Annotated in this window: 22 protein-coding genes; 12 read left to right on the top strand and 10 right to left on the bottom strand. The window is 57.5% G+C overall.

What is annotated here, in order from left to right; all coding sequences use genetic code 11:
- The 4 genes from M3436_02515 to M3436_02500 all read left to right on the top strand — a co-directional run.
- Positions 1-701, top strand: a 701-nt coding sequence (locus M3436_02515) for an ABC transporter permease (GenBank protein MDQ3563043.1), incomplete at its 5' end; no start/stop codon positions are given.
- A gap of 186 nt (positions 702-887) precedes the next feature.
- Entirely contained in the window at positions 888-1610 is a 723-nt protein-coding gene (locus M3436_02510; GenBank protein ID MDQ3563042.1) for a rhomboid family intramembrane serine protease, read from the top strand.
- A gap of 192 nt (positions 1611-1802) precedes the next feature.
- Complete coding sequence (locus M3436_02505; GenBank protein ID MDQ3563041.1) at positions 1803-3413, top strand: diguanylate cyclase; 1611 nt, start codon at positions 1803-1805, stop codon at positions 3411-3413.
- 42 nt (positions 3414-3455) lie between these two features.
- On the top strand, positions 3456-4610 hold the full coding sequence (locus M3436_02500; protein MDQ3563040.1) for an HDOD domain-containing protein: 1155 nt from the start codon (positions 3456-3458) through the stop codon (positions 4608-4610).
- Positions 4611-4685: 75 nt separating this feature from the next.
- On the opposite strand, the gene M3436_02495 is transcribed toward M3436_02500, so the two are convergent.
- The 5 genes from M3436_02495 to M3436_02475 form a co-directional block, all read right to left on the bottom strand.
- On the bottom strand, positions 4686-5528 hold the full coding sequence (locus M3436_02495) for a hypothetical protein (protein ID MDQ3563039.1): 843 nt from the start codon (positions 5526-5528) through the stop codon (positions 4686-4688).
- Positions 5525-6262 (bottom strand): type III pantothenate kinase, encoded by a 738-nt coding sequence (locus M3436_02490; GenBank protein MDQ3563038.1) that lies wholly within the window; start codon positions 6260-6262, stop codon positions 5525-5527. The genes M3436_02495 and M3436_02490 overlap by 4 nt, the downstream gene beginning before the upstream one ends.
- Positions 6256-7266, bottom strand: a complete 1011-nt coding sequence (locus tag M3436_02485) for a biotin--[acetyl-CoA-carboxylase] ligase (GenBank protein ID MDQ3563037.1) — start codon at positions 7264-7266, stop codon at positions 6256-6258. Before M3436_02485 ends, M3436_02490 begins: the two co-directional genes overlap by 7 nt.
- A 36-nt stretch (positions 7267-7302) precedes the next feature.
- Positions 7303-8136 (bottom strand): sulfurtransferase, encoded by an 834-nt coding sequence (locus M3436_02480; protein ID MDQ3563036.1) that lies wholly within the window; start codon positions 8134-8136, stop codon positions 7303-7305.
- Positions 8137-8355: 219 nt separating this feature from the next.
- Entirely contained in the window at positions 8356-9495 is a 1140-nt protein-coding gene (locus M3436_02475) for an aminopeptidase (GenBank protein ID MDQ3563035.1), read from the bottom strand.
- A 397-nt stretch (positions 9496-9892) separates the two neighbouring features.
- Between M3436_02475 and glmS the strand changes: the two genes are divergently transcribed.
- From glmS to M3436_02455, 4 genes are read left to right on the top strand one after another with little or no spacing between them, the layout of a single operon-like run.
- The gene (glmS, locus tag M3436_02470; GenBank protein MDQ3563034.1) at positions 9893-11725 is read left to right on the top strand and encodes a glutamine--fructose-6-phosphate transaminase (isomerizing); all 1833 of its coding nucleotides are present in this window, start codon (positions 9893-9895) and stop codon (positions 11723-11725) included.
- Positions 11726-11756: 31 nt separating this feature from the next.
- Positions 11757-13112, top strand: coding sequence for a sigma-54 dependent transcriptional regulator (locus M3436_02465; protein ID MDQ3563033.1), 1356 nt, complete (start codon positions 11757-11759; stop codon positions 13110-13112).
- A gap of 25 nt (positions 13113-13137) precedes the next feature.
- Positions 13138-13437 carry an Hpt domain-containing protein gene (locus M3436_02460; protein MDQ3563032.1) on the top strand — a complete coding sequence of 100 codons (300 nt, stop codon included), beginning with the start codon at positions 13138-13140 and terminating at the stop codon, positions 13435-13437.
- Positions 13438-13441: 4 nt separating this feature from the next.
- Positions 13442-16108 (top strand): response regulator, encoded by a 2667-nt coding sequence (locus M3436_02455; protein ID MDQ3563031.1) that lies wholly within the window; start codon positions 13442-13444, stop codon positions 16106-16108.
- A gap of 246 nt (positions 16109-16354) precedes the next feature.
- Here the strand turns inward: M3436_02455 and M3436_02450 are convergent, their stop codons facing one another.
- Positions 16355-16978: a urate hydroxylase PuuD gene (locus M3436_02450; protein MDQ3563030.1), complete on the bottom strand. Its 624-nt coding sequence runs from the start codon at positions 16976-16978 to the stop codon at positions 16355-16357.
- Positions 16979-17147: 169 nt separating this feature from the next.
- Between M3436_02450 and M3436_02445 the strand changes: the two genes are divergently transcribed.
- On the top strand, positions 17148-17813 hold the full coding sequence (locus M3436_02445) for a nodulation S family protein (protein ID MDQ3563029.1): 666 nt from the start codon (positions 17148-17150) through the stop codon (positions 17811-17813).
- A gap of 17 nt (positions 17814-17830) precedes the next feature.
- Here the strand turns inward: M3436_02445 and M3436_02440 are convergent, their stop codons facing one another.
- Positions 17831-18718 (bottom strand): EamA family transporter, encoded by an 888-nt coding sequence (locus M3436_02440; protein MDQ3563028.1) that lies wholly within the window; start codon positions 18716-18718, stop codon positions 17831-17833.
- A 108-nt stretch (positions 18719-18826) separates the two neighbouring features.
- Here M3436_02440 and mprF point away from each other — a divergent pair, with 108 nt between their 5' ends.
- The 3 genes from mprF to M3436_02425 all read left to right on the top strand — a co-directional run bounded on the left by mprF (position 18827) and on the right by M3436_02425 (position 23412).
- Positions 18827-21412, top strand: a complete 2586-nt coding sequence (mprF, locus tag M3436_02435) for a bifunctional lysylphosphatidylglycerol flippase/synthetase MprF (GenBank protein MDQ3563027.1) — start codon at positions 18827-18829, stop codon at positions 21410-21412.
- An 18-nt stretch (positions 21413-21430) separates the two neighbouring features.
- Positions 21431-22594: a glycosyltransferase family 4 protein gene (locus M3436_02430; GenBank protein MDQ3563026.1), complete on the top strand. Its 1164-nt coding sequence runs from the start codon at positions 21431-21433 to the stop codon at positions 22592-22594.
- A 74-nt stretch (positions 22595-22668) separates the two neighbouring features.
- Positions 22669-23412, top strand: a complete 744-nt coding sequence (locus M3436_02425; GenBank protein ID MDQ3563025.1) for a polysaccharide deacetylase family protein — start codon at positions 22669-22671, stop codon at positions 23410-23412.
- Here the strand turns inward: M3436_02425 and M3436_02420 are convergent.
- From M3436_02420 to M3436_02410, 3 genes are all read right to left on the bottom strand, one after another.
- Positions 23401-24135: an FkbM family methyltransferase gene (locus M3436_02420; protein ID MDQ3563024.1), complete on the bottom strand. Its 735-nt coding sequence runs from the start codon at positions 24133-24135 to the stop codon at positions 23401-23403. The two genes, M3436_02425 and M3436_02420, sit on opposite strands and share 12 nt — an antisense overlap.
- Positions 24119-24751 carry a CDP-alcohol phosphatidyltransferase family protein gene (locus M3436_02415; protein ID MDQ3563023.1) on the bottom strand — a complete coding sequence of 211 codons (633 nt, stop codon included), beginning with the start codon at positions 24749-24751 and terminating at the stop codon, positions 24119-24121. Before M3436_02415 ends, M3436_02420 begins: the two co-directional genes overlap by 17 nt.
- A gap of 69 nt (positions 24752-24820) precedes the next feature.
- On the bottom strand, positions 24821-25981 hold the full coding sequence (locus M3436_02410) for an inositol-3-phosphate synthase (protein MDQ3563022.1): 1161 nt from the start codon (positions 25979-25981) through the stop codon (positions 24821-24823).
- Positions 25982-26053: the final 72 nt, after the last annotated feature.

Genomic DNA, 26053 nt, shown 5'->3' with positions numbered 1-26053 from the left:
GTTTATCGCCGGGCGATTCGATTCGATTACGGACCGACCTGGGCCAACGGAACTTTACGCTCGCCGGTGTTTATTATCACTATGGATCCGATCAGGGACTCGTCGCGATAAGCAGACCTATCTTCGACCGTTACTGGCGCGACACGGGTGTGTCTAGCGTAGGAGTCTATGCCGCCCCAGGCGTCGATCAGGAGCGACTAAAAGCGCGGATCAGAGCCTTATCGGGGCCATCGCAGATGATTGCGGTGAAATCAAACCGGGCTTTATTCGTGAGCTCATTGCGCATCTTTGACCGCACGTTCCTCATCACCACGGTTCTACGGGTGCTCGCGGGCTGCGTCGCCTTCGTTGGCGTTTTTAGCGCCTTAATGGCGATGCAACTGGAGCGGGCGCACGAGCGCTGTGTGCTTCGCGCCTGCGGGGTAACCCCCAGGCAGATCGGAAGGCTCATCATCTTAGAAACGGCCTTTATGGGCCTCATCGCCGGTATCATCGCTCTCCCGGTAGGCATCATCATTGCCGTGGTGCTCGAGATGGTGGTGATACCGCGTTCCTTCGGTTGGGTCATGACGGTACACATTGTTCCCTCGATTCTGCTTCAAGGCCTGATGATCGGCGTATTGGCGGCCGCGTTCGCCGCCCTCTACCCCGCCTGGAGAACCACCCGCGGCACGCTGGCCGATCTCAGGCGGCATGAGTGAGCAGTGATCCCCATCTCGCCGCGCGGCGGATCTCTGCAATGACGAGAAGCCGGGCGTCGGCTCCCTGGACATCCCACCGATCACATCCCTCTGGAATCGATTGGAGGGCTATCTATTTCTTGGCGGGGTTACTAACATGGCGCGACGCTGCTATCCGATTACCCTGGCTTGGTACGAACGAAGTTCATGCTGATCCCGCTCAGAGACGATCTCCGTCTTCGATCTCGCCCGCTCGTGACCTACACACTCATCGGCGCATGTATTCTCCCATTTTTGTTGCAGCAATCATTAGAAGAGGTCGAGTTTCAGCGTCTAATTTATAGTTTCGGTTTCATTCCCGCCCTGCTGCTTGAACATGCGCGGCTGGCGCCCGGGCTGGTGTTCGTATCTCCCGAAGCGACGCTGTTTACATCCATGTTTTTGCACGCCGGATGGATCCATCTGATTGGGAACATGCTTTACCTGTGGATATTTGGCGACGACGTGGAAGACTCGATGGGCCGCCGTCGCTATCTAGTTTTCTATTTGCTTTGTGGCCTCGCCGGAGCACTGAGCCATGTCGCGGCGCATCCGACGTCGGGGATACCGGTGGTCGGCGCAAGCGGGGCGGTATCCGGCGTGCTTGGCGCCTACCTGCTCCTGTATCCGCACGCGCGGATCTTAGTGCTCCTGCCGATGCCTAAATTCTCCCGCTTAGTCCGATTACCCGCCTTTTTAGTGCTGGGTTTTTGGATTGTGTTTCAGTTGCTTAATACAGCGTTCGCCGGCGCCCAAGAAGGCGGGGTCGCGTGGTACGTCCATATCGGCGGTTTCGTGACGGGAATGGCGCTGGTTCCACTTTTTAAGTACCGAAAAGTCGGTCTGTTACAACCTGCCCATGGTTCCCGCCGTTGGCTGCGGAAATTATGACGGAATCTTAGCAACCCGGAAACGTGCCCCATCGCCCGCCCCATCTAACGTGGAACGTACGTGATGGCATGGTTTTTTCATCCGCTCTTCGAGCGGTGACTTTTTCGTGGCGCGTATCGTCACCATGAGATTTTGCCGCGATTGGCCCCCGGATCCCATGGGATTCAACTAAAGACCTAGCGAGTATAGCGAATGGTACGTGTCCCCATTTTCAACACGGTCGATTTAAAACGGTTAGTGCGGATCGACCACATTAGTTATTTATATAGATCCGCGTTATCGGAAATAGGCGTCGGAACGCTGTTAGCAATCGTTGCGTTCTGCTCGCTTTGGGGAAGCAACACCCACGGGGTAGCGGCTTTTTGGACTGGCGCCCTGGTGTGCATTTACGCGCTCCGCATCGCGCTAAGCAGTCTTTACCAACGATCGCGCACACGTGATAAAAATGAAGCGCTGTGGTTGACCGCAATTCTTTCAAGCATCGCGATCACCGGTATCGCATGGGGGGTGTTCAATGTAACGATCTCCGCCTACGGCACCGGATATAGTCCGACCTTGATCTTGCTATGCACAGGATGTCTCGCCATGGCTATGCTTGCCATCTACTCGGGCGCATCGGATGCTGTTTTCGCGTATGCGATGCCAGCACTGGCGCCAACCATCGCCTACCATATTTTCCACGTGAACGCAGATAATCTGGCGGTTGCCGTAGTACTAGTAATATATACAGCTACATTGCTTATCGCTTCGCGCCGCTTGAATGAGACGCTATTTGCCTACTGGCGATCCCGCGAAGAAGGCAGGCTTTTGCTCCACGCCGTCGATGACGGCAATGAGCAAGTCAGTACGCTAAATATTGCACTCAAGACCCATGCGGAACAACAAGAACGCACGGCGTCGGAATTGCAGCGGACCACGGCTGTCTTGGAGTCATCGGAGCTAAAAGCCAGGGCCTTAGCCGGCACCCTGGTCCGCATCTCAACCAAATGCTCCATCACGGGTTTGCTCAATACCCGCCATTTCACGGAAATCCTCGCTACGGAATGGCCGCGCCTGATGCGCGACAAGAAGCCGCTCTCCTTGATCATGTTCGATCTCGATGATGGCGAACGGAATCGGGACTTTTACCGATCGACCCAAGGCGCGAAGTGCCTGCGGCGCATAGCCGGTATCATACGGAATTTCTCTCGACGCGCGGGAGACGTGGCGGCCCGTCACGATGGTACACGATTCAGTATCCTGCTGCCGGGAGCCGACACGGCAAGTGCAAACCGCATCGCGGAGAGTTTGCGGCGCGAGGTGGAAACGCAAAGGGTGATTCATGCCGCATTAGATCCGGGAGCGATAGTAACGATCCATACCGGCGTCGCGACAGTGATCCCATCTCGGTCCCGAAACCCGAACGACTTGATCGAGTACGTCGATACCGCGCTCTATGAAGCCAGGTTTCAGGGCGGCAATCGGGTTGTATGTTATCGAGCTTTACAAAATTTTATGCTGGAACGCTGGGACAACCGTACCGACGGACAACCGTCCGAAGAAGGTGTCGTCAAGAAACTCGCGCTTCGCGGCTACCAAGGTCGGACGAATCAATATGAGCCCGATTCCAAGATTTCGGATCATTGCCCCGATATCGATTCGGTCCACGCGGTTTTGCGTGGTCGACTTCGTATCACACTTGACGGTCAATCCATGGTATTACGTCCCGGCGATTGCTTGTTTTTCCCGCCTGGCGCAACTTGCAGCGCCGAGGTTGCTAGTAACGAAGCCGTCTATCTATTGGCGGCGGTAAAGGCTCAATAACCCCCTCATCAACTTCGATTACGCCAGCGGGGAGGAAATCCCGTGGAACGCCCAACGGGAAGGCCTGCGTTTCTCCCCCATTTAAAACCGCATCGCCACGGTTCCCGCTCTATTACCCGGGGAGCAAATTTAAACATCCAACCGCCCATTGCTAAAGGTCCAAATATCAGCGCCGATAGCATGCTGATGCTCGCTCTTGGACCCCATGTTGATCCCTATCTTATTCCTGGCAGGAGTACCTTGATGACAGGGTCAACCGGAGAAATCACAGCGCGCACTGCCACCAATTATGAGGAATTGGCCGAAGCCGTGAACGGCCTTTTTACTGAATCCGACAGCGAAACCGATCAGGCACTCAACCGCGTGGAGCATTATCTGCAACAAAAAGTACGCAGCGTCCTGGACGGTGAATATCCATTAGATAGCTTACCTCTGATGCCGGCCACGGTAAGCGCGCTTCTTCCCAAGCTCAACGAAGCGCCATTTACCGTCGGCCGTGTTTATCCCTTCGCCATGCAAGATCCCGCGGTGGCGGCGGAAATTATTCGTTTTGCAAACGAGGGCTCGCGCAAGGGCTCCGCGAAACCGATTTCCAATCTCAATCAAGCCTTAGAAGAACTTGCGCCGGACACGCTAAGATCGGTATTAACAAAGGTATTGCTTCGGCCCACTATTCCAATTAAACCGATATTCGTTCAACTGATTGGCAAACCTCTGTGGGACCATGCACGTGATTGTGCGCAAGCATGTGCCGAGTTGGCATACGAAAACCAAGTGGATGCGAATGATGCGGCTTTTATCGGACTGACCCACGACGTTGGCAAGTTGGTAATATTCAAGCTTCTATGCGTTGCGTTCCGGGCCACCGGTTCGTCCGTTTCTCCGCGCGCCGCAGTGGTTGCTCAAATCGTACGGCAATATGCGTTTAAACTGTCGCGATTCGTTGCAGAATATTGGAATTTTCCTCAGGTATACGTGCAGGCACTCGAAGATCAGGCGTCCGCCAGCGCTGCGGGTGAGATGTCGTCACTCGCACGCACTTTATACTACGGTAATCTCCTTGCCGAAGCCTATGCAGTGCTTCAGAAATACCGCTATTCCGGCCCCGATCTGGAGCAAGCGCTGCAACAGCTCGGAATGTCCTTATCTCGCGTTTACGATATATTTCCCGCCGCACCGCGACTCGCATACCGATAGCTCCCGCGAGAAATACCTGATATATATATAACGTTTGGCGAAGGATGCCGCGAGAATCGGAACACGGAAGCTGATTTAGTCTCGCAGGTTGGCCTGCAGCTCAGCGCAATCTCTTGCCAACCACTGAGCGCCGAACTTCTCTTTTAGCTGCCGCCGAATCGAGGGGTTCTCGCTCGCCATGGAATCGACCCAGTGCTGTTTTACGACTTTGTGACGCGGGCGAACGCTCGGGTCGAATCCTTTCTTCCGCAGTTCTGACCGTCGTATCTCCAGCGATCCTTCGGTGCTGTACAACCCGAGGGAGATTATCCCCTTTGAAGCCGAGTCTCTGAACAGCATATAGTCTTCCACCCCTTTGGTCTTAAGATCTTCAAGAATAGCGCGAGCGGCGCTTTCGGGCTCAGCTGGCTCTATGAATATCCAGTATCTCTTAGCAGTGATCTTCTCGTCCTGCCTAGTCCAGTTACGCGCGTTCAAGTGACCCAGCCACGATGTCGCCTCGCTCGCCGCCCGTTCATCCACAAACGGCCCGACCGTAAAGCAGAAAACATGCGGTTGACCGGGCGCAGGATCCGCGGAGCGTGCGGCCTTCGATGTAGAATCGGCCTTCGCTTTTTGTTGCTCATCCGCGAGCGCCGTGACTGGCGCCGTTGGCTTGGACGTATTGCTCGCTTGTCCGATGTTTGATACTCTTCCCGCATCGTCCCTATGCTCGGGATCCTCGTCCACGGCTGGGCCGGTACGCGCGCGAGGCGTTCGCGGCAGGTCGAGTTCACGCAATAGTTTCAGACTTTCCACGTGTTGCGGGATGGGCTGATCATGCGTTGCTCTTTTCATAGCATCGCGCAGCAGCGCGTTATATTCCCAGCTAAAGTACAGAATATTAGCGGTCAGGAGTACGAATACAAACCATTTCATGGCTGAGGACGCCGGCCCCAAATTAGCAAGCCTTGGAGTACGAGGTTTGGAATCATGACGAACCGATGCGTTAACAGAGGTGTGATAAATCGAGCGTCGCCCCCGGTAATAATACACTGAGTTTCATTGAATCGACGCTTGATCTCGTTAGCGACGCGGTCTATACACGCAGCGATCGCGTGAGCCGTTCCGGCCACCACCCCATCTCGGGTGTTGTGCGCCAGGAGCACCGCGTCCCCGGCGCGCGTCTCCTCGATTGCGTCGGTGTGTGCGGCCAAAGCGCGCCGCATGAGCGACAGCCCGGGTAGAACGAGTCCTCCGATGTGCTGACCCACCGGCGACAAACCATCAACTGTCACCGCCGTTCCACAATCCACTAGGCACGCCGGCGATGCATGGCGATGCCAAACCGCGATCAAGCCTAACCAGCGATCCACGCCAAGCTGCGTTGGTTTGTCGTAACCGTTTCTCACACCGCACGCCGCCGCGCTAACCGTTGCAAATTCCGGGGCGACGCGCCATCTCTCCACGGCCCATCGAGTCAGTCGCTCGGCGATACCTTCACCGGCAACGTTCGAGACGAGTAGCCGCTGTGGATTCGGAAGTTTTACCCACGCGCAATCGACTAGCCCGCTGAACGCGCTTCTTGTATCGGCGCTTCCCTGGGCCAGCGTGTATCCATCCTTCCAGAACTCCCATTTGATCCGACTATTGCCAACGTCAACGATTAGCACCAATCGGCCGGCCTCAAACTTAAATCACCTGTTTCAAAACGGCAAGTCGAATCCTCCAACTCCAGGGACAATGCCCCACTCGGGTCGATGCCAAAGGCGCGGCCGACCAGGCGCGCCCCGCGCCAGGATAATTGTACTTTTTGCCCATAAACGACGTCATACCCTCGACACTCATCGTAAAACGGAGCAAATCCGAAACGCTCGAAGAGCGTGAACGCGGTATGAAGTTCGTGCAGCAAGGCCGTGGCAAGAGCATTGCGTGAAACGCCGCGCCCCAGCGCTGTCTGTATATCCGTATACGGTTGTTCTATTTCGCGTAGTCTCCGTTGAGGAAACGCCACGTTGATACCGATCCCGGCCACGGCCGTGTGCTTATTGTGCGGCCCGACCCTGGTTTCAACCAGAATGCCGCCCAGCTTGCGGTTTTTCCACCAGATGTCATTCGGCCATTTTATCCCGACATCATCGATCCCCAGGTTTCTCAGAACGCGCGCTGCGACGGTGGCCGTCGTCAACCCGAGCGACGGCAGGATCTCGGGAGCGACGCGGAGATCCCAGGCGACGGACATACATAACCCGCTTCCAAGCGGAGCCAACCACGCTTTCCCGCGCCGGCCTCGGCCCATGCGCTGGAACTCGGCCAGGCATACATGCCGGTGAGTATCCTCTCGGCCCGCTCTCCCCATAAGCGCCTGGTTAGTGGAATCGATCGAGAACGCTAGATCAAGGCGATGAGGAGCAGAACCGGATCGCTCTAGAGCGGTCACTATCCGATCCGCCTCCAAGAGCTCGATGGGGTGCTTCAATCTCAACCCGTCATCGCCCGCAACCTCGATCTCCACACCGTAAGAACCAAGCAACACGGACAGTGTTTCTAACGGAGGTGTTTCACCGCCGAACGCTGAAGCTACTCTGGCGGTGGAATAGATATTTCCGTCCGCGAGAAGCTTTAAAAGCTGCTCATCCCGCGCCGGGTTAGGTAACAACGCCGATTTGGTTAGCACGGCAATGCTCTGAGATCGTCCCCGTTTAGGCGAATATTATTCGCTATGACGCGCCACAGGGCGGGAGGGATCTGCGCACCATTCGCTCCAGGATCCCGCATAAAGCCGGCCCATCTCCAGCCCGGCGTGCTTGATCGCCAGGAGATTATGGCAGGCAGTCACACCGGAACCGCAATAAACGGAGACCTGCTGCGGAGGCGTTTCTTTGAACAGCGTTGTGAATTGCAGGTGCAATTCGTCCGCGGAGAGAAATAGACCTTCGGCATCGAGGTTATCTTTCCACCAGCGATTTATCGCTCCGGGGATGTGGCCCGCCACGCGATCTATGGGCTCATAGTCTCCGCGATAGCGGGCGGGATCACGCGAATCCAACAGCAATGATGCCCGCGTGAGCTCGTCGATCGTATGCAAGAGATGACGCTCGGGTGCGCCGTGAAACCCCCCCGCGGTGTTGGATTGTTTACCGGCCGTGACCGGAAAGTCCATGGCGATCCATTGCTGCCACCCCCCGTCGAGGACGGCAACCTTGTCGTGCCCCATATAGCGGAGTAACCACCACAAACGCGCCGCGATGGAACCACCAGCGGCGTCGTAGGCCACGACCTGCGTGCGGTCTTCGATACCCAGGCGCACGAACAGCGTTTCCAGCGCTTGCGTGCTTGGCAAAGGATGCCGTCCGTGGTCTATCAAAGGGGAGCCGGTCAAGTCGTGTTCGAGATCGGCGTACACCGCACCCCAAATATGACTCGCACGGTAGGCTACCCGCCCCGCCAGCTTGTTCGTTAGATCAAACCGGCAATCAACGATAACCCATCCGGCCGCACCAAGATGCTGCTTTAAGCGTTCCCGATCAATGATCGTCTCGAACATAAGGCAAATCCTGCACTCGATCCCCTGGCATCGGGATCCCACACCGTCGCGTGCGAGATGGAATGCTGCACAAGCTTGAGCACGCAAACAACGGGAATTCTATACGAAAATAGGCCGGATGCGCATGGGGATCCGCCGCAAACCTTCTCGGGAACAATCGCGCGGCTTGGTTTAACGGCTGCCCTCTTATTGAGTCTATCGTGAGAGCTTGTGAAAAACCTAGGACTTATGGTCAGGTGGGGATGGTTCGCCGAGCTGGCCCGCTACGCTATGGCCTACAAGATGCCGGAAGAACGCGGAACGCTCGCTCGGAGTTAGCTCCGCGATCGCCGTGACTCGTTGGTAGAACTTTCGGAAGTCCTGGTTCACATTGTTAAAAAGCCGTTCGAATGCCCGGGTGTGCTCCCGATAAGTAACGATCGAAGAGAGCTTGGCATTGTTTAAGTCCCGCGCCATCCATGCATCGTAGCCCGAATAGCCCCCCCATTGATCGCGCACCGCGCGGTAGCGCTCGCGTAAATCTGTAAAAATGCCTTGTTTCGCGGCGCGCATCTCCGCTGAAATCAATCGCGATGCGTAGAGGTCCTGCAAGCGCCTCGCCGTATCGAGCACCAGCGTGACGAAGGCATCTTCGTGGCGCTTCGCTAAATCAAAATCTTTGAGTTTTTCATGCTGTTTGGTTTGCACCAGCCAGTGCCGGACGCCTTGCGTGGCCACCGTCGTCGCAAAGGCTTCGTTGAAAGCGCTATCGCCCGGAACATAAACCGTTTGATGCGCCATTTCATGCAGGATAAGCTCGCCGATCCGCGTGTCGCTCCAGCTTAGCATGGTGCTATAGACCGGATCTCGAAACCAGCCGAGCGTAGAGTAAGCCGCGACCCCGCCTACAAAAACGTCGTTGCCGGCCTTCGATAGTCCCGCCGCCGCGCTATGAGCTCGGTTCTCGGAAAAATAGCCGTGATAGCTCAAACAGCCGGCGAACGGGAAACACCAGTTCAAGGGGCTGAGTGAAAACTCCGGAGTTGCGAATACGTTCCACGCAACCGCCCTGCGATCGAGATCCACGAAGGTAAGATAGCTTCCATTATCCGTGAGGCCGAGCGTGTCGATTGCAAAGCTGCGCAGATCCAGAACCACATGCAGTTTATGTCTGATTGGCGCGGGCGTTTGCGGTTCGGCGATAACGGAACTGATCGGTCTCCTTTTTAATAGCAATGCAGCTTGTCCCCTCACCGACTGGGCGTAATAGCTCAAATTCGCCCACGGGCAGTACAAAAGAAGCGATAAAGCCAAAGGCGTGATCCAGTACAAGGCCCCTGCACGCACCTCCGCGCATTCTGCTTCCACCCGTTGAATCATCACATTCCTTCTCGTAAATCTTCGCTGCAAACGCCGGAGACATGCCCGTTCTATGGCGATTCCCGCGAGCCCGGATCCCGGCATAATAAATTCGTTGCAGTGATTCAGTATGCCAAGACCATGCCGAAATAAAAAGTCCGGCAGTCGAGTTTTTCAGATCCAGTGTAGCGATGGTAGAGTGGGGGACACGCGTTTGGATTGCGATCCCGTAACACTGCCGCCCGGCCGCAAGGTCCTGAGGTCGCAAGCTTTAAGGCAGACGACCTACGGCCGGTTGGGTGCGGTATTTGCCCCCGGCGGGACGGTTATAATAATGTCAGCAAGAAATACGGCATCGCTTACCGTTATAAGCTATGTTATCCAAGTATACGCAGAAATTTTTTAATCGAGGACCGTTATGTGCGGAATCGTCGGCGGAGTTGCACAGCGAGATGTGACGCCCATTCTTGTCGAAGGGCTAAGGCGCTTGGAGTATCGCGGATACGACTCGGCGGGGATCGCGGTAATCGATAATAAGCGGTCGTTGGAGCGCCTGCGTGTTTTAGGCAAGGTCGATAAGCTTCAGGCGGCGCTCAAAGACACCGTGGTTCAGGGATCTTTGGGCATTGCCCATACGCGCTGGGCGACCCATGGCGAACCGAGCACCCGCAACGCCCATCCCCACGTCTCCAATGATTGCGTCGCATTGGTGCATAACGGAATCATCGAGAACCACAATAAGCTCCGCTTGCGGCAGAGCGAAAAAGGCTATCAGTTCACCTCCGACACCGATACCGAAGTCGCGGTTCACCAGATATACGACCACATAAAGACCGGGAAAGACTTGCTTACCGCGGTGCTTGACACCGCGCAAGAGCTCGAGGGCGCGTTTGCCCTCGGCGTCATTAGCGCATCGGAACCCGACCGGCTCATTGCTGCGAGGCGCGGCAGCCCGCTCGTCATCGGAATAGGTATCGGAGAAACTTTCATCGCCTCCGATGTTTTCGCGCTCCTGCCGGTGACCCCGAGGTTTATTTTTTTGGAGGAAGGCGATGTTGCGGACATCCGGCGCGACAGCGTCGCGATTTATGATGCCGGGCGCCGGCCCGTCGAACGGCCGATTTCCATCTCGCAACTTTCCGCCGATGCCGCTGACAAGGCAGGCTACCGGCATTACATGTTAAAGGAGATTTTCACCCAAGCGCGGGCGGTGGCCGACACCTTAGAGGGCAGAACCCAAGAAGGCAGGGTCGTCGAGGACGCATTTGGTTTCGGGGCGCATGCTGTTTTCGACCAGGTGCGCGCGGTCCAAGTCATTGCCTGCGGAACGAGCTTCCATGCTGGTCTCGTCACCCGCTACTGGATGGAAGGGGTCGCCGGCATCCCGTGCAGCGTCGAGATAGCGAGTGAATTCCGCTATCGCAAGTCCGTGGTGCAGCCGGGCACATTATTCGTCGCGATCTCGCAATCGGGAGAAACGGCCGACACATTGGCCGCGTTACGACTCGCGAAATCCTCAGGATATTTGGATACCTTGGCGATTTGCAATGTCCCCGAAAGCTCGCTCACGCGCGAAGCCGGCCTCGTCTTCTTAACGCGGGCGGGCCCCGAAATCGGCGTGGCCTCAACGAAGGCATTCACGACCCAGCTTACGGCCATGCTGCTCCTGGTGGTCGCGCTCGGTCGGCGGCGCGGTTTGGATGCAGCGGCCGAGAAAGCGTTGGTGGCAACGATAGAAAGCCTGCCCGGGAAGCTGAACCAGGCATTACTGCTCAACGATCGGGTTAAGCAGTTGTCCGAGCAGTTCGCGGATAAACATCATGCCTTGTATTTAGGCCGTGGCGCGATGTATCCAGTCGCGATGGAAGGTGCCCTCAAGCTGAAAGAAATTTCTTATATTCACGCCGAGGCCTATCCGGCCGGCGAATTAAAGCACGGGCCCTTGGCGCTGGTGGACGAAGATATGCCGGTCATCGCCGTCGCGCCAAACAACGAATTACTGGAAAAGCTGAAATCGAATTTGGAGGAAGTCAGGGCACGAAAGGGCAAGCTTTATGTCTTTGCCGATCCGAGTATCGGAATGCAAAGCGCCAACAACGTCGTTGCCATCGAAGCGGTTTCCGTCGATGACCTCATCGCCCCAATTGTCTATACGGTACCGTTGCAACTGCTTGCCTATCACGTCGCCGTGCTTAAAGGGGCCGACATCGATCAACCGCGTAATCTCGCTAAATCCGTGACCGTGGAATAAAAGCGGTAGGATGGCTGAGCCGACGAAGTCTATGCAATATCGCGTTCTTCTCGTAGACGACGATCGGGACATGATCTCGCTGTTATCCTCGTGGCTGAAGGATGCGGGTTTCGAGGTCGATCCCGTGATGTCGGGAAGCGAAGCGATGGCTCGCATCGATGTTATTCGTCCTCATCTGATAATCACTGATCTCGTGATGCAGGGTATGGATGGCATGACCTTGCTTTCGAAGATCCACCGCCAGAACCCGCTGATGCCAGTGATCATGCTGAGCGGCAAGGCGCAAATCGCCGATGCCGTTAAAGCCATGCACCTCGGGATCGCGGAGTTTCTGACCAAACCTATCGCCAAGGAAGAGCTCGTGGCCCGCGTACGGCATACGCTACGGCTCGCGGCCGGCGAGTCGGACTCCGGTTTGAATTTCGGCAAGGAAATAATATATCGCAGCGCGAAGATCACTCAGCTCTTAGAACAAGCGAAACTCCTCGCCGCGACCGACGTTACGATCTTGATCACCGGCGCCACGGGCACCGGCAAGGAAGTGCTGGCCAAGGCCATTCACGAGGGCAGTGCGCGCAAGGAACAGCCCTTTGTCGCGATCAACTGTGCCGCCATTCCCGAGCAACTCCTCGAGTCGGAGTTATTTGGACATGAGAAAGGTGCGTTTACGGGCGCGCAAACGAAACATGAGGGGCTGTTTCAAGCGGCCAATGGAGGCACGATTTTTCTGGACGAAGTCGGCGACATGCCTTTGGGCTTGCAAGTGAAGCTGCTGCGCGTGTTGCAAGACTTCGCGGTTCGCCCCGTGGGATCGGTCCGCGGGATCCCCGTCAATGTTCGCGTGATCTCCGCGACCAACACGGATTTGGAACAAGGGGTCAAGTCCAGCCGGTTTCGGGAGGACCTGTATTACCGGCTGAACGTGGTACCGCTTCACCTACCCCCCTTAGCGGAGCGCCGCGAAGACATTCAGCCGCTTTTAAATCACTTCTTGGAACGTGTAGGCCAGCGCGACAATAAGAAACGGAAGCGCTTTGCACCGGAGGCGGTTGAATATTTAGCCTCGGCTCCGTGGCCCGGAAACATTCGGCAAATTATGAATGTCGTTGAATTATGCTGCGCCCTCACGAGTACCGATATTATCCCGCTGGCCATGGCGCAAAAGGCGCTGCGGGACCAGCCCACTCATGCTCAGACGTTAAAGGACGCCAAAGAGGATTTCGAGCGAAGTTATCTCGTGAGCGTCTTGCGGGTCACGAACGGCCACGTTTCCCACGCGGCGCGGCTCGCCGGACGCAATCGAACGGAATTCTACAAGCTGCTTAAACAGCATCATATCGAACCGGAGGAGTTTAGAACGTCGCGGCGAGCCTCAGAGGAAGATTAGGGTTGAGAGGTTAAGATCGAAAATAATGGCAACGAGAATTGTTCGCGTAGACCCAGAGCTGAAAGATCTTATCCCGGGCTTTTTGAATAATAGGCGGCAGGATGCATTGACGATTCGCGCAGCCTTAGCGCAAGAGGATATGGAAACGGTGCGGATCCTAGGTCATAGCATGAAAGGTTGCGGGGGCGGGTATGGCTTCAATGCCCTGAGTGAGCTTGGCGGGATTATAGAACGGGGCGCGCAGAACCGGGACAGCGAAGCGATAACGAACGCCGTGGACGAGTTACATGCCTACCTCGAACAGGTCGAGATCAGCTACGATTAATCCCGTGGAGGGGCGTTACCGCGTGAAGGAGGTGCGGCACGCGTCGCCGCCGTTGATATATGCCATAAGCACGATCTTCGGCGCGGCGTTTTCTTTGCTGCTTGTGATGTTAGCGTGGCAGAATGCGCTCGAGGCCGAGAAAAAGGAATTCGCTTTTGACTCGATACTGTTACGGGATACAGTCAAACTCAGCGCTTCGGCCGCTCATAACTCTCTTTACAATATCGCCGCGCTTGTGGAGGGGCTGGATGCCTCTGCGGTAGCCACATTACCCGCCTTTCTGAAATCGCTGCTCGCGCGTAATCCATTCATCGAATCAATTTCGTTTCATAGGAGCGGCGTTTCTCTAAATCACTCGCCGAAAGATATGGCGTTGAGACCGGATGCGAGCGGGGATCCTCCGCCCGCGGGCCCCACGATCTTGTGGGGTAGCGGCGGCGAGTTATACATCGGTCGAAACCCCGCGAAAGAAGCGCTCTACAACGATCAAATTCTCTCCGACCCGCGTTTTACGGATGCCCTGCGGGCGGCGGTCGACACCGGTATGGTGGTCCCTGGCCCCCCCGCCTCGGACACTGAGAGAATTCGTCCCTATACGCTCATCAAAGCGATCGGCGCCGGTCCGGCGCAGGGCGCCGGCGCGGACCAACGATCGAATACCGTGCCCGCCCCGTTTGTGGCTATCCTCGTGAATCCCGGCCATTTATTCAGCGAGTCCCTATTACGCGATGATGTTTCGGTAAGCTTGTATACGGAATCCCAGGGCGTCACGGGACGGCAACTCGTATTCGAGCAGCGCGGCGCCGTGGCGCCGGAAAACGCGAATTTTTCCATCGGCGCGTTCAAGGAAGAAACACTTGCGCAGTTTCCCTATTATTCGATGAAGTTGGTCGTGGAAAAGCAAGTGCTTTGGAGAGAGATCGACAAGGGATTGATCGCTACCGCCATCGTGCTAGGAATCGGTGTGACGACATTAATCGTAGCCCTCGCCCGGGCGAGGGAAATACAGGCGTGGGAGTTAAGCCGGCGGAATCAGGAAATCGAACGCCAGGTTAGCTTGCAAACCAAAGAGCTTGCCGTTACCCGTGATGCGGCCATCAAGGCATCCACGGTGAAAACCGAGTTTCTGGCAAGCATGAGCCATGAGATCCGGACGCCGCTGAACGCGATTATCGGCATGGGCGAGCTGCTCAGCGAGACGCCGCTGACGCGCGTGCAAAAACGCTATGTCGGCGTCTTCAAAAAGGCTGGAGAAGCATTGCTGGCGCTGGTAAACGAGATACTGGACCTCTCGAAGATCGAAGCCGGGCAGTTGGATCTCGAGGAAATCCCGTTCAATTTACGTACTTTGATCGAAGAAACAGTCGATATTCACGCGTTGAGAGCCGACGAGAAGAATCTCGAGTTGCTCTGTCACATCGGCACGGATGTTCCGGCCCAAGTGAAGGGCGACGCGGCGCGGCTGCGCCAGATCCTTTTAAACCTCGTCGGGAATGCAATCAAATTCACCCAAAAGGGCGAGGTAGTGGTCAAGGTCTCGCCTAATCCCGACATAAGCGATCCCTATCGGCTTTTATTCTCGGTAGAGGATACCGGGATCGGCATTCCCGCGGACAAAATCGACACGATCTTCGATAGCTTTTCCCAAGCTGATTCATCCACGACCCGACAGTACGGAGGGACGGGGCTCGGCCTCACGATTTCCAAGCGCTTGGTGGAGCTTATGGGTGGGCGGATACGTGCGGAGAGTGTCGAAGGAAAAGGTAGCGTTTTATCGTTCGCGATCACTCTGGGATCCGTCCCGGAACCCCAGGCTAGAATTGCTACGGATGCATTCTTTAGTCTTAAGGAGGTTCGTGTGCTCATCATCGATGATAATTCGACTAATCGACTGATCTTGCGCGAAGTACTGAGCGCTCAAGGCGCGTTGGTGAGCGAGGCCCACGGAGGCGCGGAGGGCATCAAGCTATTCCGGGAGGCGAGCCGCACGGGCCAAGATTACGCTGTCGTCATTACCGATTGTCGCATGCCGGAGGTCGATGGCTTCGCGGTGGTTGAGGCGTTGCGTACCGCGGGCGGATGGTGCAAAACGATACTAATGGTATCTTCCTCGCAACTTTCCAGTGATATGAGCACAGCCAGCGCGCTTGGGATCGGCGCCTACTTGATCAAGCCGGTAAAGTCCGTGGAGCTGATCAAAGCAATCAATGTCGCCATGCTAAAAACCTTAGACGAAACGCAAGACCACATCGTCACAACGCCGTCACTTGCACGGCGTGCGGAAAATTTACCTATCCTATTGGTGGAAGACACGCCCGATAACCGGCTGCTCATCAAAGCTTATCTGCGAAAAACGCCATACAAAATCGAGGAGGCTGAAAATGGGAGCGTGGCGCTCCAGAAGTTCAAGGCCCGCGCCTATGGTCTGGTATTGATGGATATCCAGATGCCGGTGATGGACGGTCACCAGGCAACGCGCGCCATGCGCGAGTGGGAAACGGAACAGGGCCGCGCTCCGACCCCGATTATCGCCCTGACGGCTCATGCCATAAAGCAGGAAATGGATAAGAGTATCACCGCGGGATGCACGGCGCATTTAATCAAACCGATTAAGAAGGAAACGTTGTTGCAAATCGTCCAGAAATGTTTGCCGGTGTCACCAGCGAGTTAGAGACCCCCGCGGCGACACCGCGAGAGGGAGATCAATACCTTAATCGGGCGGGAGGCGCGCCTGCCGATGTCTCGGGTCATGGCGTGAGAGTTGGTGAAAAAACCGTCGCGAGCGAAGGGAGGTCGCGTTCCGCCGGAGCGCAGGAACCGGAGTGTATATTGAAATACATGAGGATTCCGAGCACCGCCGGAACGCGAGATCCCGAGCGTAGTAGGTTTTTTCACAAACTCTGAGCCGCGGGCATCTTTAAGAAACGTTCTGCGCCGCGACCATGAAATAAAGCATAGGGATCGAAAACATCGTATTGAAGCGGCTCGCCAACATCGCCGTGCGCGCTGCCGCTTTTTTTTGCTCGTCGGACGCCTCGACCATGCCCAGGACCTTTCGCTGGTTAGGCCAGATGATCATCCACACATTGTAGGCCATAATGAGGCCCATCCACATGCCGATCCCGATGTAGGTGTCCCGGCCACCGGTCCCGATGCCGAGGATAAGGGCGTTGACGATATAACCGTTCATGATCGCTACCAGGAGCCCGGTCACGACCGTCGACAACGCGGCCCACCGGAACCAGAACAACGCCGTTGGCGCGATGACCTTGCTGATGGCGGGTTTGTGCTCATCGGGGATCTTGGGCATCGAGGGGATCTGCACGAAATTGAAGTACCACAGGAGCCCGATCCACATCACGCCGGAAATCACATGCAGCCACCGGAATAAGAAGGTAAACCATGCGTACGACGCCTCGACGGCGCCGACCGCGAGGGCTAAAACCGTGACCAGGACGGCCCCAAAGATAAGCGTTCGTTCGAGCTTATCTAAACCGACTTTGGCCAGCGTATCGAAGATTTTCACCATAATAGCGTTCATGAGTTGCCTCCCCTTTTATTATTCCAAACCCACCGGATCCACACTACGTCAAGAAGGAGCGGATATCAATAACTCCAAGGAGTTATACCCGAGATCCCCAGGCCAGTAAGAGTTCGCGCGTGTCACCGGTTCGGCATCGGTCGCGCGCCCCGCGTGTACACTATAAACCATGGATCCGATGAACCAAGGCATACGCTACCCGCCGAACCGGGCTCGTGACGCGTTGCATCGCGTGCTGTTCGGTCTCGTCGCGGCGCCCGGTCCCAGCTTTCAGGACTGGATCCTGCGTCATTTCTTCGAACGCCTCTACCGGCGGCCCAACCCCTGGTCTTACGAGGGTTCACCGTATCAAAACCACAAATGCGGCCAGGCGCTCGCGCGGATCCCACAGAACGCCTACGGGCGGGTGTTAGAGGTCGGGTGCGGGGAAGGGGCGTTCTCCGAGCGACTCCTTGCGGAGCGCGACGTGCGTGAGTTTATCGGCGTGGACATCTCCACGCGCGCAATCGTTCGGGCGCAGAGCCGCTGTTCCCGGCACGAAAACGCGCGCTTCGACGCGGAAAACATCTTCTCGGCGCGTCTCCCGGCCGCGTTTGACCTCATCGTCGTCTGCGAGGTCCTCTACTACCTCGGCGGATCGGCGCCGGATCTCGCGGCGCTGCTCATCCCGATGCTGTCTCCCCGCGGCCGCTTGCTCTTGGTGCATCTTTGGCCCGAGGCCGAACAGTTGCACCGCGCTTTCCTTGCGAGTGGCGATCTGAGCGTGCTCGATGAGCTCATCGATCGGCACAGCGTGCGGCCGTTCTGTGTTTCTCTACTGGGGAGGGGACCTTGAATTAAGCGCGATCGCGTTCAGTTTACCGCCTCCGCGGGCTTCGCCGCGGCGCCTTTCCGGATGGTGGCCACCGTAATGACAAGGATGCTCAGGAGCATCGCCCCGATACCGATTATTTTGATCGCGGGAAACTCTTCGCCAAACACACCGTAACCGGCCAACAACGTCACCGGCCGTTGGGTAATGATCACCAAGGGCACGCTGACCGAGACATCACCGTGCGCCAAGGCGATCTGCATGAAGATAAAGCCGATGAGGCTGAATATGACGATGAATAGGACAGGCCAAAGGGTGATAAACGCGCTGAGACTTTCCCAGGAGGTGATCGAAAAATAGCCGAGCTGCGAGGCGATCAGATTGGTATTCACCTTGAGAAACATTTCGACGTTTCCGAAAGCGATCCCGGCGCAAGTGGCGAAATAGATTTCATGGATCGGGCGCTCGTCCCGCAGCGCCGCCGCCACTAGAGCGATGATCGCGATCAACGACAGCCCGGTGACGACACCCAGTGGTAATAGGAAGGTTTCGTGGCCTGTCGATGGATTGCTGACAAAGAGCAGGATGACCGTACCCAAGATCGCGGTGATCACACCGATCCATTGCTCCCGGGAGAGAATTTCCTGCAGGAACAGATAACCTAGGATCAGCGTAAAGACATAGGCAAAGTTCAGGAGCGGGTAGACCAGCGTGATATCCGCCAACGACTGGATCTCGATGATGATCAGGTTGGCGCTTGCCCCCGCCAGCCAACCCGCGAGCCAGTACTTGTTGCGGATTGCCGCCCGCGCCTTTTGTTTCCAGCTCGCGCCCTGCGGCAGCTCACGTTGGAGCGCATACTTGCAAAGCACCGCGCTCGCCCCGTACAGGACGCAACAAAAGATCACGATCGCTCCGTATAGAAACATTTATACTTCGGTTCTTTGAGTCCGCGCGGACTGCGCAAGCGCTTACCCGTTCGATGATGACACCAATCCGCGCCGATTGTAACCCTGTAGGATAAAAGTGAGGCTGCGATGAAAAACGCTGAGGCCGCTGGCGTCGATACGACGGCCTTGGCCCACCAGGTCGGGAAAAAGCTCGCCATGCACATCGGCGCGCTGGTTAGCCTGGCAATCGTCACGCTTGCCCTCTGGGTCTTGTATCACACCCTGCACGAGATCCATCTCCGTGACGTCATTAATAGCTTCAACGAACTCCCGGCTGCATCGATCCTCTTAGCGTTCCTGATCACCGCGGTAAGCTACTTCGTCGTCACCGGCTACGACGTTCTCGCATTGCACCATCTCCAAAGGCCCTTACCGTACTGGCGCGCAGCGCTCGCCTCGTTCCTCGCCTCGGCGTTTGGCAATAACGTCGGGTTCACCATGCTCACCGGCGGCTCGATAAGGTATCGGATCTATTCGCAAGCGGGGCTCTCGGCGATCGAGATCGCCGGCGTCACCACCATGTGCTCCCTGACCACCGTGATGGGGATGGTCTTTATCTTCGCGGTGTCGCTGCTGTTTGCGAGCGGGGACGTCAGCGACACCGCGCTTCAACTCCCGCCGGGCGTGCGCCGCTACGTGGGCTTTTCCATCATGGCCGTGATACTGGGGTATTTAATCGTGTCCGCCCTACGCCCGATCACATTCACGACCGAGAATTGGTCGCTGCGGCTCCCGACCGCCAAGACCGCCTTGGCGCAAGGCGGGCTCGCGACGTTCGACCTGCTCCTCGTCGGCACCCTGATTTATACCCTGCTGCCAACGCATGCGGGAACCGACTTTATTAGCTTTTTAGGCATCTTCGCGCTCGCCCTGATGGCCGGTAGCATGAGCAACGTCCCGGGCGGCATCGGGGTGTTCGAGACCGTACTGCTGCTCGGTCTTCCCGAGATCCCACCCGCCGCGCTGCTAGGTTCCGTGCTCTTGTTCCGATGCGTATATTACCTCTCGCCCTTGAGCCTCGCGGCCATCCTGTTCGCCGCCTACGAGCTGGTTTTGCGGCGCGCCCGCATCCTTCGCATCCACGGTGCCGCCACCGATTGGCTGGCGGAAATTGGTCCTCAGATCATGAGCGTAATTATCGTTTTCGCCGGCGTCGTGCTGCTTTTTTCGGGCGCCATACCCACCTACGGCGAGCGACTACGCATCCTGCGTGACTCCGTACCGCTTGGCATTGTCGAGTTCGCCCATCTCGTCGCTAGCGCCGCAGGGGTTGGGCTCATTATCCTCGCGCGCGGCATTTCCCGGCGCTTGTCCAGGGCCTATGGTCTCTCGGCGCTACTGCTCGGGATCGGGATCCCAGCCGTCCTGCTTAAGGGCTTGGACTACCAGGAAGCGGCCATTCTCGCTACCGTCCTCATCGTGCTGCTGCCCACGCGCAGGGCGTTTCAGCGTCGCGCCTCCCTGTTTAGCCAAGGGTTTACCGTGGGATGGGTCTCCGCGCTAACGGCGATCCTAGCGGTCACGATTTGGCTCGGGCTCTTCAATTTTAAGCACCTTACCTACTCCCACGAGCTTTGGTTGCAATTCGCCTACGATGCCGATCTGTCGCGCTTCCTGCGCGCTATGTTCGTCGTCTTCTGGATCACGGGCGGCGTCATGCTTGTTAACCTAGTTCGCCCGGACCCGGTACCCGAGCCTCCACATGATCTCGACAAAGCCCGGCGCATCGTGCGAAAAGACCCCGATACGCGGGCGAACATCGCCCTTCTCGGCGACAAGCGTTTGCTTTTCAGCCACTCAGGAAATGCCTTCATCATGTACCAGGTCCAAGGCAAAAGCTGGGTCGCCTTGGGGGACCCCGTGGGCGCACCGGAAGAGCGGTCGCGGTTGATCTGGGCCTACCGCGAGCTATGTGACCGCTACGGCGGCTGGCCCGTGTTTTACTTGGTGGATGCCGCCAACCTTTCCCTGTACGTCGACCTCGGACTCTCGCTCCTCAAGCTCGGCGATGAGGCTCGGGTACGCTTGGATGAATTTTCACCCCTCAACGTCGCCAGCGCCCAATTGCGTGAGGTACACCGCAAGGTTCGCGAGCAAGGCATGCGCTTCGAGATGGTGCGCTCCGCCTATGTCGCTCCGCTGCTCCCGGAACTCAAAGAGGTCTCCGAGGCTTGGCTGCACGAAAAGCAAGCCCGTGAACAGGGCTTCTCTAAGGGATATTTCGACGAGGGTTACATTGGCCGGCTTCCCATCGCCGTGGTCCGCGCTGGGCAGCGCATCGTCGCCTTCGCTATCTTGTGGGCCAGCCGCAACAAAGAGGAACTGGCGCTCGACCTTATGCGTTACCATCCCGATGCCCCGGCCGGGATCATGGATTATCTTTTAGTCGAGCTCATGCTCGGCGGCAAGGCGCAAGCTTATCGCTGGTTCAACCTCGGGATTGCCCCGCTCTCAAGCCTCGACGCACACCCCCTCGCGCCGCTTTGGCAGCGCATCGGCAAGCTCATGTACCGGCAGAGCGAGCACTTCCAGAACATCGAAAGCCTGCGCCGTTACGAAGAGAACTTCAAACCCGTATGGCGCCCAAAATACCTCGCCTCGCCGGGAGGTTTCAATCTGCCAAGGATCCTCAGGGACATCGGGCACTTGATCGCGGGCGGTCGAAGCGCGTAGCCGGACGCTAGATTCGGCATGAGAAACTACAAGATTGCGCTGGTGAGTGACTGGTACTACCCGCGGGTGGGCGGTATCGAGTACGCGATCGACGCGCTCGGCCGTGGGCTTGTCGCGCTGGGTCACGAGGTACACATCATCGCGCGGCTTTACGGCCGCGCCTCGGCAAATGAGGCCAGTAACGGCCTTCCGATTGTAAGGCTGGAGGGTTGTCCGGTATCGGAACATCTCTTGGCTCCGCGGGGATATAGATCGCTGCGAGAAACCTTGCGCGCGGGGGAATTCGATATTATTCATGGTCACGGCCTCGACTCGCCGATGGCGATGGTGTCGCTCACTATCGCCGCCAAGCTCGGGATCCCGAGCATTATCACCAGCCATTCGCTGTTGGGAGACTCGCTGTTACAACGCGCCCTCGCAGCGGGCGCCAATATCTTTCTCCGGCCTGCACAAGCGATCATTGCCGTAAGCTCTCCCGTCGAGCGCCAGGCACGGGCGATGTTCAGGGGCGCGGTCTTTCGCATCCCGAACGGCATCGACACGAGATCCCCCAACGGAGCGCTGGAACCCATCGCCCTGCCCCAAGGCCATGGGCCGGTCGTCGCCACGGTGGCGCGGATGAATAAACGCAAAGGCGTTCAGGATCTCATCGCCGTCGCCACGATATTAGTACCAAAACACCCGGACCTCCTGTTCCTCATGGTCGGCGACGGCCCGCTGCGACTCCGCCTCGAACAAGGGATCCAGGCGTCAGGGCTCGGCCGGCATTTCCTGTTTACCGGTGGCGTTTCCCGCGCGACCGTGTTACACCTTTTGGGTCAGTCCGATGTCTTCGTCTCGCCTTCGCCGCGCGAGGCCTTCGGGATCTGCGTGCTCGAGGCGTTTCTGAAAAAGGTCCCGGTCGTCGCCCGGGGAAACACCGGGGTTTCAGACATCATTTGCCACGAGCGGACGGGCTTCCTTGCCGACGACGTGGCCGGCATTGCACGCTATATTGATGCGCTCATCCAGGACCCGGAACTGCGTTCGGCCGTCGCTCATCGAGCTCACGAAGAACTCAACAAATACCGGTGGAACACGGTCGCCAGGCAGGTCGAGGATGTCTATGAGTTTGTGAAAAAACCGTCGCGAGCGAAGGGAGGTCGCGTTCCGCCGGAGCGCAGGAACCGGAGTGTATATTGAAATACATGAGGATTCCGAGCGCCGCCGGAACGCGAGATCCCGAGCGTAGTAGGTTTTTCACAAACTCTATGCGCATGCCACCCGTGAAACGCGCCGTTATTTCGGTTGACGTAGAGCAAGACTGTCCGCCGTTCCTCGATTCGATGCGCGGCGTCGAGCAGGGCTTGCCGCGGCTACTCGCGATGTTCGCGGCCGAAGGCGTATCGGCAACGTTCTTTTCCACCGGCCGGATCGCCGAGCTATATCCCGAGCGCATCAGGGATATCTGCGCCGGGGGCCATGAGGTGGGCGGTCACGGCTATTCACACCGGCGCTTCGATCACATGGACGATGCCGAAGCAAGGACCGATCTGGCAAAGACTCGACAGGCGCTCGATCCTTTCAATTCGCGGTTAACTTCCTTCCGTGCGCCCAATCTGCAACTGCCCGCACGCTATGTGCCGTTACTGAGCGCCCACGGCTTCGGTATCGATTCATCGCTGGCCGCTTACAAACCCCCTTTCGCGCGCACAACCGTGGTCGCAAACGGCATCACGCGCGTTCCCGTGTCCGTGACCTCCTCCGTACTGCGGCTACCGCTACCACTCGTCAAGGCCGTGCTTGGGCGGGCGCGCGACCCGGTGCTGTTCGTGCATCCCTGGGAGTTCGTCGATATGTCTGGGACGGGGATCCGCCTCGATTGCCGCTTCAATACCGGCGAGCCGGCGCTCGCAAACCTAAGTGCGATCATTCGCTGGCTCAAAAAGACCGGCTACCGATTCCTGACCTTAAGCGAGCTTGCATCCGCGCAGACCACGCGGGGTGGATCAGAAGGGTAAATACGCGAGCGTATCACCGAGGCGCCGGCTTAAAGCGTAACCACGGCCCGCCAGCATCGCCTCGCACCGTTTTCGTTCCACCCGGCGCATATATTCGTGCTCATAAAGCAGCACCCGCGGCCGCACGCTTTCAAAATCGATCTGCCGGAGGATTTCGTGGTCGTGACCTTCGGTATCGATGCTCAAAACATCGACCCGGGTAACGGCATGTTTCCGCAGTAAGGAACTCAAGGTGACGCAGTGCACGATCTCCTCGACAATGTAGCGTTCGAGGTCGGGGATCGCCCAGCGGTGGGACAGCAGCACCTCGCGATGAAAGCTCCCCAAGCCCGCGCACCACTGGGGCAAATAATCACAATCCTCCCGGATGCGAAATAACGCCCGTTGCTCTTCACGGTCCGAAATAGCGGCGTTCTCAAAGATGAGGTTCGGGTGAGCGCGATAGTTTTCTTGGAGCGTTGCGAAATAACACCGTGCCGGCTCGACCAATAACCCCGGCCAGCGGTAACGCCGCACGTAGTGGTAGAGAGGGTCGTAGATCACGCCGTCGTTGGCCCCGATCTGGACAAAAAACAAATCCGGAATGGTAGCGCCGCAGTAGTTCATCACCTTGCGCAAGGTCGGCCACGGCGGCAGACGGCATAAGAGGTCGAATAACTTGACCAAGCCCAAGCGAAGCTTGAGCCTAGCGTCGAGCGGCGGCACGCTAAGGGCCGGCGGCACGGGCAAGCAAGCGACGGTAAACCAGCAGCGTCCTTTGCCCGGCCGTCCACAGCGTCGCTAAGGCGAGAAGATAAATCACTTCGACCAAGAGGCCCGAGAGGAGGCCGATGACCAGCAAGATCACCCGCTCCGGCCGCGTGACTAACCCTTCCGCGCATGCAATCCCCAAGATTTCCGCACGCGAGCGGACATAACTCGTCATCATCCCGCCGAACATCGCGATGAATACGGCGGTGGCCGCGAGTGCGCGGCCTTCCAGCGCGAATTGATACGCGATCGCCGCGAACATGCTCGCTTCCCCGACGCGATCGAGGAGCGAGTCGAGGAACCCGCCCAGTTCGGTCACCCGGCCCGTGATCCGCGCGAGCATACCATCAACCATATCGAACGAGCCGGCGCCCCAGAAAAGCAGACCGGCGGCCACCGGGTATCCAAGCAAGAACACCCAGCTCGAGACAATCGTTACCAGGCAACTGGCGAACGTCACTTGGTTCGGCGACACGCCGCAGCGCGCTAATCCATGTGCCACCGCATCCGCCAAGGCGAGCACCCCGCGCTTCGGATAACTGCCTATCAGCAGAGCGAGCCGCCATCCTCTTGTGAGCGCTGGGATCATGCTTGCAGCACCAAGCGTAATCGAAGGTGACAACTTTCTCCACGCTAGCGTGGAAGGCCGGGGGGATCCCTAAGCGATGGCCGCCGGAACCTCCCGCCGCGTCTGATCGGAAAGCTCATGCGGATCGCGAAAACCGCCTTTGATGAAGGCTTCCGTCATCCGAAAGGCCTCGTCATCCTGGATCTGAAATGGCGGGTGTTTGTAAAAAAAGGCCGCGGGCGCGTGCAACACCCCAGATTGGCCTCGCTCCAGCGCCAGTTTGGCGCAACGAATGGCGTCGATGGCGACCCCCGCGGAGTTCGGCGAGTCTTCCACCGATAGCCTTAACTCGATATTTACCGGGACATCCCCGAAGATCCGGCCTTCCATCCGGACGAAGCACACCTTGTTATCTTTCTGCCAGGGGACGAAGTCACTCGGACCGATATGGATGTTCTCGTCGGATAATCTCTCCCCCGCGACCGATTGGACCGCCTCGGTTTTCGAGCGCCTTTTCGATTTCACCCGGGCACGGTTCAGCATATTGAGGAAATCCGTATTACCGCCGGTATTGAGCTGGTAGGTGCGCTCCAGCTTCACGCCGCGTTTACGGAAGAGATCCGTGAGCACGCGGTGGGTGATGGTTGCTCCCAACTGGGATTTGATATCGTCGCCGATAAGCGGCAGCCGGGCTTCGTAAAAGCGGCGCGCCCATACCGGATCACTGGCTATAAAAACAGGAATATTGTTGACCAAGGCCAAGCCCGCCTTCAAGGCGCAACCGGCATAAAAGCGTGTCGCGTCCTCGGAACCGACCGGCAGGTAGTTGACCAGTATCTCGGCGCCTGACTCCGATAATGCGCGCACGACTTCCTCTTCGCTCGGCTCGGGCGCAAGGGCCGTGACGAAGCTATGCCGCTCATCGTAATCGTGCATGTGCTCGGATACCCCATCGAGCACGCGGCCCATGCGCACCGTGACACCGGCTCTGGCGATGTCCCGATGAAACACCTGTGTACAGTTCGGCGGCGCAAAGATCGCTTGCGCGAGGTCCTGGCCCACTTTACGCCTATCGATATCGAATGCCGCGACCACCTCGAGATCCCGCGGGAGGTACCCGCCGATGTCCCAGTGCATTAAGCCGACGGCCTCCTCCGGATTTTTCTCCGCATAGTAATGAATACCCTGGATCAGCGAAGAGGCGCAATTTCCAATGCCCACGACGGCCAGCTTGACCTTTTTGTTGTTCATTATTCGTTACCCCTATAGCCAGACTCAGCGCTAAACTAAAGTGCGTCGATGGTGACTTTAGGCGCCCTTCGG

The sequence above is a fragment of the Pseudomonadota bacterium genome (assembly GCA_030859565.1).
Taxonomy (GTDB): domain Bacteria; phylum Pseudomonadota; class Gammaproteobacteria; order JACCXJ01; family JACCXJ01; genus USCg-Taylor.
This window is presented reverse-complemented; position numbering and strand designations above follow the sequence as displayed.

Coding starts and splice junctions, on each gene's coding strand:
- M3436_02440 (MDQ3563028.1), bottom strand. CDS start 18,718: ATGTTTCTATACGGAGCGATCGTGATCTTTTGTTGCGTCCTGTACGGG.
- M3436_02415 (MDQ3563023.1), bottom strand. CDS start 24,751: ATGATCCCAGCGCTCACAAGAGGATGGCGGCTCGCTCTGCTGATAGGC.
- M3436_02475 (MDQ3563035.1), bottom strand. CDS start 9,495: ATGATTCAACGGGTGGAAGCAGAATGCGCGGAGGTGCGTGCAGGGGCC.
- mprF (MDQ3563027.1), top strand. CDS start 18,827: ATGAAAAACGCTGAGGCCGCTGGCGTCGATACGACGGCCTTGGCCCAC.
- M3436_02505 (MDQ3563041.1), top strand. CDS start 1,803: ATGGTACGTGTCCCCATTTTCAACACGGTCGATTTAAAACGGTTAGTG.
- M3436_02510 (MDQ3563042.1), top strand. CDS start 888: ATGCTGATCCCGCTCAGAGACGATCTCCGTCTTCGATCTCGCCCGCTC.
- M3436_02450 (MDQ3563030.1), bottom strand. CDS start 16,978: ATGAACGCTATTATGGTGAAAATCTTCGATACGCTGGCCAAAGTCGGT.
- M3436_02480 (MDQ3563036.1), bottom strand. CDS start 8,136: ATGTTCGAGACGATCATTGATCGGGAACGCTTAAAGCAGCATCTTGGT.
- M3436_02445 (MDQ3563029.1), top strand. CDS start 17,148: ATGGATCCGATGAACCAAGGCATACGCTACCCGCCGAACCGGGCTCGT.
- M3436_02425 (MDQ3563025.1), top strand. CDS start 22,669: ATGCCACCCGTGAAACGCGCCGTTATTTCGGTTGACGTAGAGCAAGAC.
- M3436_02430 (MDQ3563026.1), top strand. CDS start 21,431: ATGAGAAACTACAAGATTGCGCTGGTGAGTGACTGGTACTACCCGCGG.
- glmS (MDQ3563034.1), top strand. CDS start 9,893: ATGTGCGGAATCGTCGGCGGAGTTGCACAGCGAGATGTGACGCCCATT.
- M3436_02465 (MDQ3563033.1), top strand. CDS start 11,757: ATGCAATATCGCGTTCTTCTCGTAGACGACGATCGGGACATGATCTCG.
- M3436_02410 (MDQ3563022.1), bottom strand. CDS start 25,981: ATGAACAACAAAAAGGTCAAGCTGGCCGTCGTGGGCATTGGAAATTGC.
- M3436_02460 (MDQ3563032.1), top strand. CDS start 13,138: ATGGCAACGAGAATTGTTCGCGTAGACCCAGAGCTGAAAGATCTTATC.
- M3436_02495 (MDQ3563039.1), bottom strand. CDS start 5,528: ATGAAATGGTTTGTATTCGTACTCCTGACCGCTAATATTCTGTACTTT.